Annotated in this window: 5 protein-coding genes; 3 read left to right on the top strand and 2 right to left on the bottom strand. The window is 42.9% G+C overall.

The features are described from left to right. Both F8S12_RS26730 and F8S12_RS26725 read right to left on the bottom strand, forming a co-directional pair. Positions 1 to 974 (bottom strand): tetratricopeptide repeat protein (locus tag F8S12_RS26730; RefSeq protein WP_196519319.1); only part of this gene is annotated, 974 nt, incomplete at its 3' end. A gap of 323 nt (positions 975 to 1,297) precedes the next feature. Beyond that, the gene (locus F8S12_RS26725) at positions 1,298 to 1,948 is read right to left on the bottom strand and encodes a hypothetical protein (RefSeq protein WP_196519318.1); all 651 of its coding nucleotides are present in this window, start codon (positions 1,946 to 1,948) and stop codon (positions 1,298 to 1,300) included. A 385-nt stretch (positions 1,949 to 2,333) separates the two neighbouring features. Here F8S12_RS26725 and F8S12_RS26720 point away from each other — a divergent pair, with 385 nt between their 5' ends. From F8S12_RS26720 to F8S12_RS26710, 3 genes are all read left to right on the top strand, one after another. Then, positions 2,334 to 3,215, top strand: a complete 882-nt coding sequence (locus F8S12_RS26720; RefSeq protein ID WP_196519317.1) for a hypothetical protein — start codon at positions 2,334 to 2,336, stop codon at positions 3,213 to 3,215. Between the two features lie 140 nt (positions 3,216 to 3,355). After that, positions 3,356 to 4,885, top strand: a complete 1,530-nt coding sequence (locus tag F8S12_RS26715; protein ID WP_196519316.1) for a bifunctional aminoglycoside phosphotransferase/ATP-binding protein — start codon at positions 3,356 to 3,358, stop codon at positions 4,883 to 4,885. 136 nt (positions 4,886 to 5,021) lie between these two features. Continuing rightward, positions 5,022 to 5,528 carry a hypothetical protein gene (locus F8S12_RS26710; RefSeq protein ID WP_196519315.1) on the top strand — a complete coding sequence of 169 codons (507 nt, stop codon included), beginning with the start codon at positions 5,022 to 5,024 and terminating at the stop codon, positions 5,526 to 5,528. Positions 5,529 to 5,614 lie beyond the last annotated feature (86 nt).

The raw sequence follows: 5,614 nt of genomic DNA, 5'->3' as shown, positions 1-5,614 counted from the left end.
ATGTTATTGAGTGTAGTGGCTTCACCAGAGCGATCGCCCACAGCACGCCATAAGGGCAGAGCTTGGTTGTAAAAATCGAGTGCTTTTTGCTTTTCTCCTAAATCGTCGTAGACTTTACCGATGTTATTGAGTGTGCGAGCCTCACCAGTGCGATCGCCTACAGCCCGAATAAGGGGTAGAGCTTGGTTGTAGAAATCGAGTGCTTTTTGCTTTTCTCCTAAAGCGGAGTAGACTGCACCGATGTTATTGAGTGTAGTAGCTTCACCAGTGCGATCGCCCACAGCACGCCATAAGGGCAGAGCTTGGTTGTAAAAATCGAGTGCTTTTTGCTTTTCTCCTAAATCGTCGTAGACTTTACCGATGTTATTGAGTGTGCGAGCCTCACCAGTGCGATCGCCTACAGCCCGAATAAGGGGTAGAGCTTGGTTGTAGAAATCGAGCGCTTTCTGCTTTTCTCCTAAAGCGGAGTAGACTGCACCGATGTTATTGAGTGTAGTAGCTTCACCAGTGCGATCGCCCACAGCCCGAATAATGGGCAGAGCTTGGTTGTAAAAATCGAGTGCTTTTTGCTTTTCTCCTAAATCGTCGTAGACTTTACCGATGTTATTGAGTATAGTGGCTTCACCAGAGCGATAGCCCACAGCCCGAATAAGGGGCAGAGCTTGGTTGTAGAAATCGAGTGCTTTTTGCTTTTCTCCTAAAGCGTCGTAGTTAAACCCAAGCCCAACCAATACGGTTCCTTCCAGTTTTTGGTCTTTGAGTTCTCGCGCAATGGTTAAAGTCTGCTGTAATATTTGTATTGCCTGTTGGTGTTCCTGTTGCTGTGTGAGTTTTATCCCTTGCTCTAGTAATTTTTCTGCTTCTTGCGATCGCGAGTTTTGAGTTTGTCCCCAAGTGGGTTGAGCTATCAGCATTACCGTTAAAGGCGTTAGACAAACGCCCACAGTCAAAAGACTGGCGAGAACTTTTTTCATAGAATAGCGTTGAGGTAGCTGTTTTTAATTGGGTATTAACAAAAGCTGTCATTACCAACATCACAATGTTTATTATGATCATTGGAATGTTTTCTATGATCATCGCAATGTTTCTTATGAACATTGCAATGTTTGTTATAAATATCGCAATGTTTTCTATGCACATCACAATGTTTGCTATGAACATTGCAATGTTTTCTATGCACATCACAATGTTTTCTATGCACATCACAATGTTTCTTATGAACATTGTGTTTATCGTTAGGAACGTCAAAATGGTTAAGGGCGTACATCTACGCCCCTACAGATGAAAGAATTCACGCTCAATAAGGTTTTGCCAGAATAGTGATTGTTCTTTGTTGCGAATTGAACTGGATTTCATCTACCACATATTGCCGATTTCTAGCCACTGATTGAATACCCCGTAACTGTGCTGTGGAAACTACAGGTGGTTTGAGCTTCAACACTGCTTGACCTTGGGTAGTATTTTTTATACTAAAGTTATTTATGGGTATACCACTCCAAGTTACAGCCTTACCTGTAGGACGTTCTCCTCCACCCCGCATAATTGGAACCCTCCGCAAAAGTGGACTCCTATCACTTTTGTAAACCAATGCCTCTTTCTTGAAAACTACTTTTGCAATTTGGCTCAGGGGAATTGTAGCAGTTTTACCACTACGCTGAATTGATAGAGCTTGGCTTTGTGCATCAATTCCGATTACTCGACCACTCCTTGACTCACCACCATTAAGGATGATCTCTGCTAATTCTGGCAAGGCTACCGCAAGTTCTAATTCATCCGCTTTGATTTGTGTCTGTGCTAATAATAAATTTCCCGTCTTGACATCCTGGCTAATTACAGCTTGAATGTTTCCGGCGATCGCTGCTGCCATTACTAAAATTGCTACAACCCATCTCTGGAAAAAAGCTTTCATGGCTTTAACGGTATATTTGACTATATTTAACTTTCTCATTAAACTTCAAAAGCTTGTACTAAATTTACGTAAAATTACCAAAAGAAACTGAGCGTTCACTCCCCCCATCTCTCGTTCCCAGTCTCCGACTGGGAATGCCTATGAGAGGCTCTGCCTCTAATTAAATATTGAGTCAGAGCCTCAATGAATGCATTCCCATGCAGAGCATGGGAACGAGAAATATGGGTTTGCAGTTAAGTGCAATATAGACCTAACCCCCAACCCCTTCCCTACAAGGGAAGGGGAGTAAGATTTAAAGCCTTTTTTCCCGAAAAGGGAAGGCGAGTAAAATTCAAAGCCTCTCGCCTTTTAGGAGAGAGGTTTGGAGAGAGGTTATATATTGCATACAAACGATAAATTCTATATTATTTCCCTCATCTACTGTATGATTCAAGCCCCTAACCCTAATCAGGAAAGCAATATTTTAGGTAAATTCACAAGTGTACTTGGCTTACTGGGTGCGGCGCTTTTCTTTGCAGGCTGGATTTATCGTTGGTCATATTTCTACTTTTTTCAGCTAGAAGTTAATACCCTGGATTTACCTGCACAGTCTTTTTTGATAGTTCCCCTGCAAATATTTCTCGGAGATGGTTGGACAATCTGCAAAAGTGCGATCGCCTTTTTTATAGCTGCGATCGCAATTCAAGCAACATTATGGTTAATTAAAATCATCAGTGATACAGTCGTCTCTGCAAGCCAATTAATACTGAGTCGCATCATCTCTGCTACTCAACATAAACGCTCATGGACAGCTAAACAGCTTAAATCTCTGGCTGAATTTAGTTCTGGACAACTGCGCTCAGTAGAATTTCTGCGATCGCTAGTCAATGAGATAGTAATCGTATCGTGGGTATTAATTGTGATATTTTGGTTAGCGCGTTGGCAAGGCATTGCAGATGCCCGACGAGACGCTGGTCAAAACTCCACTTTACCCGTTGTAGCGTTAATTACACCTGAAGAAAAGTTTCCTGTGGGACGCAAACTTGATGATATATTTGCTGATCCGTCCTTGAAAGGTTATCGCATTATTGGCGATCGGGGTTTATTCGACGACTTGCGAGGTAGGGAAGATAATGATATCAGCAATCCAAAGCAGCCAAGAGTCTGGCGCTTACTCTTAGAACGTGGCAACTGGATTTATTTGTTTCGAGCATTGCCCCCAAATGCAAAACCTAATGAACTACCATCGGTTTTAGCTATTCAAGAAAGTGAGAAGGGACATATCATCATTCGCAGTCCAGAAGCTTCCAAAACGAGTTCTCCTTGATATGGCAACTTACAGATCAAATATCCTCTCAGCACTCAAAACTTGGAACTGGGCACTCAGTTGGTAAACTATGTAATAATTTTTGATGATACCAGGGGGAAACTCCTGGTTTTTTTGTATTTGAACCGCAGAGGCCAGAGATGACAGAAGCGACCCTTCCAGTGTTAATTCAGCAAATGTTGCAGCCTGGATTTTATCCCCATGCGGTAACGGAACCAATTCAACTGATTCAAACACACATTTCTTATGTACTGTTAACTGGAGATTACGCCTATAAGCTGAAAAAACCAGCCAATTTTGGTTTTTTGGACTTTTCCACCTTAGATAAGCGGCAGCATTTTTGTGAGGAAGAGTTGCGGTTAAATCAGCGAGGAGCAGGTGAACTTTATTTGGAAGTTTTGCCCATAACTCTCGTAGGAGAGCAATACCAGTTAGGGGGAACGGTCGAGGCTGTAGAATATGTGCTAAAGATGCGCCAGTTTCCCCAAGAGTCGCTATTAAGTACACTTTTTGAACAGGGGAAGTTAGATGAGACGCAACTAGATGAGTTGGGACGGGTGGTGGCTCAATATCATGCCGAAGCACAGACGAATGATTATATTCGCAGTTTTGGTGAAGTGCCAAAAGTCCGGGCTGCCTTTGACGAGAATTATGAGCAAAGTGAGAAGTATATTGGTAGCCCCCAGACTCAGGCGCAGTTTACAGAAACAAAACAATATACAGATAACTTTTTTGCAGAACGTTCAGAATTATTTGCTAGCAGAATTCACAACGACTATATTCGTGAATGTCATGGGGATTTACACCTGAGAAATATTGCTCTGTGGCACGACAAAATCTTGCTATTCGATTGCATTGAGTTTAATGAGCCGTTTCGCTTTGTCGATACGATGTACGATGTGGCGTTTACGGTGATGGATTTAGAAGCGCGACAACGCAAAGACTTGGGTAATGCCTTTTTAAATGCCTACATAGAGCAAACTGGAGACTGGGAAGGCTTACAGGTACTGCCCTTGTATTTAAGCCGTCAGGCTTATGTCCGGGCAAAAGTAACTTCATTTTTGTTAGATGATCCGAGTGTACCAGCAACAGTAAAGGAAGAAGCGACAAAAACTGCTGCTGACTATTACAAACAGGCTTGGGAGTACACTAAACCAAAACTGGGACAACTAATTTTGATGTCGGGGTTGTCCGGTTCTGGTAAAAGCACCACAGCACGCCATTTAGCCCGTCAATTGGGAGCGATTCAACTTCGTTCAGATGCGGTGCGGAAACATTTAGGAGGAATTCCCCTTTGGGAAAAGGGTGGCGATGATTTGTATACACCTGAGATGAGTGAGAAAACTTACGCACGGCTGTTAGAATTGGGGATTATACTGGCTAAACAAGGTTTTTCTGTGATTTTGGATGCCAAGTATGATAAACAGCAGTTACGGCAAGAAGCGATCGCTCAAGCTAAGAAGCACCAACTTCCCCTTCAAATTATCCAATGCACAGCACCGCTAGAAGTTCTAGAAGAGCGTCTGAATAACCGCACTGGTGATATCGCTGATGCCACCGCCGATTTGTTAGCCTCACAACTCCAACAAGCTGAACCTTTCACTGAAGAAGAACTATCCTACGTGAAGATTTTGGATACAACTCAACCACAAGAGGCACAATTAAAATAATTCGTAATTCGTAATTCGTAATTCGTAATTGAATCGAAAATTACGAATTACGTTAGCGAGTCCGGGTACTCCTGCGACACGCTGCGCGAACGTAGAGAGCGTAGCTAATAATTAGTTAATAGCCTTTTTTTACTCTATGGCAGACAAAAAGAACGACTTTTTTAGGATTTCTCCCAGCTTCTTTTCTCAACTGTTATTTGGAGCATTTTTAGCATTTATATTAAGAATGACCGGCTCTGCACCAGCCTTGAGTATCTTTTTAGGTATTCTGGGCGGTTTTATCCTCAGTTGGATCACAAATGCAACTAATAATAGCCCCCAAGCCCCAGTTGTAGCCTCCTCTGATGGCGTTGATACGGGACTAAAGTACTGGTTATTTTTCATGCTTGGCTTTGTGTATTTGGGATATCCAGCACCCATCAGTATCTTGCTAGGTGGAATAGGCGCTTTAGCTGGAGGCTGGATTACTGCTTGGTGGGGAAGTAAGGAAGAAACTAGAACTCAGCTGCAAGTTGAAGAGTCTGAAGATGTGGAAGTTGAACAACCCAACGAGAGGCTCAATAAACGGCAAACAAGAAAAACCGGCCGCCGTTATCGTCGCACTTCTGGAAGTAGTTTCAATTTCAGGTTTTGGGAAAAGTAATAATTGGGCATCCCTTCGACTTCGCTCAGGGCAAGTGGGCATTAGTTATTCTCCCTTGTCCCCCTTTGCGCCTGCTCCCCCTGCTC

This window comes from Nostoc sp. WHI (assembly GCF_015714725.1).
GTDB lineage: Bacteria > Cyanobacteriota > Cyanobacteriia > Cyanobacteriales > Nostocaceae > Nostoc.
This window is presented reverse-complemented; position numbering and strand designations above follow the sequence as displayed.

Bases quoted from the DNA above. Each gene is read 5' to 3' on its own strand.
- F8S12_RS26725 (WP_196519318.1), bottom strand. From the start codon at position 1,948: ATGAGAAAGTTAAATATAGTCAAATATACCGTTAAAGCCATGAAAGCT.
- F8S12_RS26720 (WP_196519317.1), top strand. From the start codon at position 2,334: ATGATTCAAGCCCCTAACCCTAATCAGGAAAGCAATATTTTAGGTAAA.
- F8S12_RS26715 (WP_196519316.1), top strand. From the start codon at position 3,356: ATGACAGAAGCGACCCTTCCAGTGTTAATTCAGCAAATGTTGCAGCCT.
- F8S12_RS26710 (WP_196519315.1), top strand. From the start codon at position 5,022: ATGGCAGACAAAAAGAACGACTTTTTTAGGATTTCTCCCAGCTTCTTT.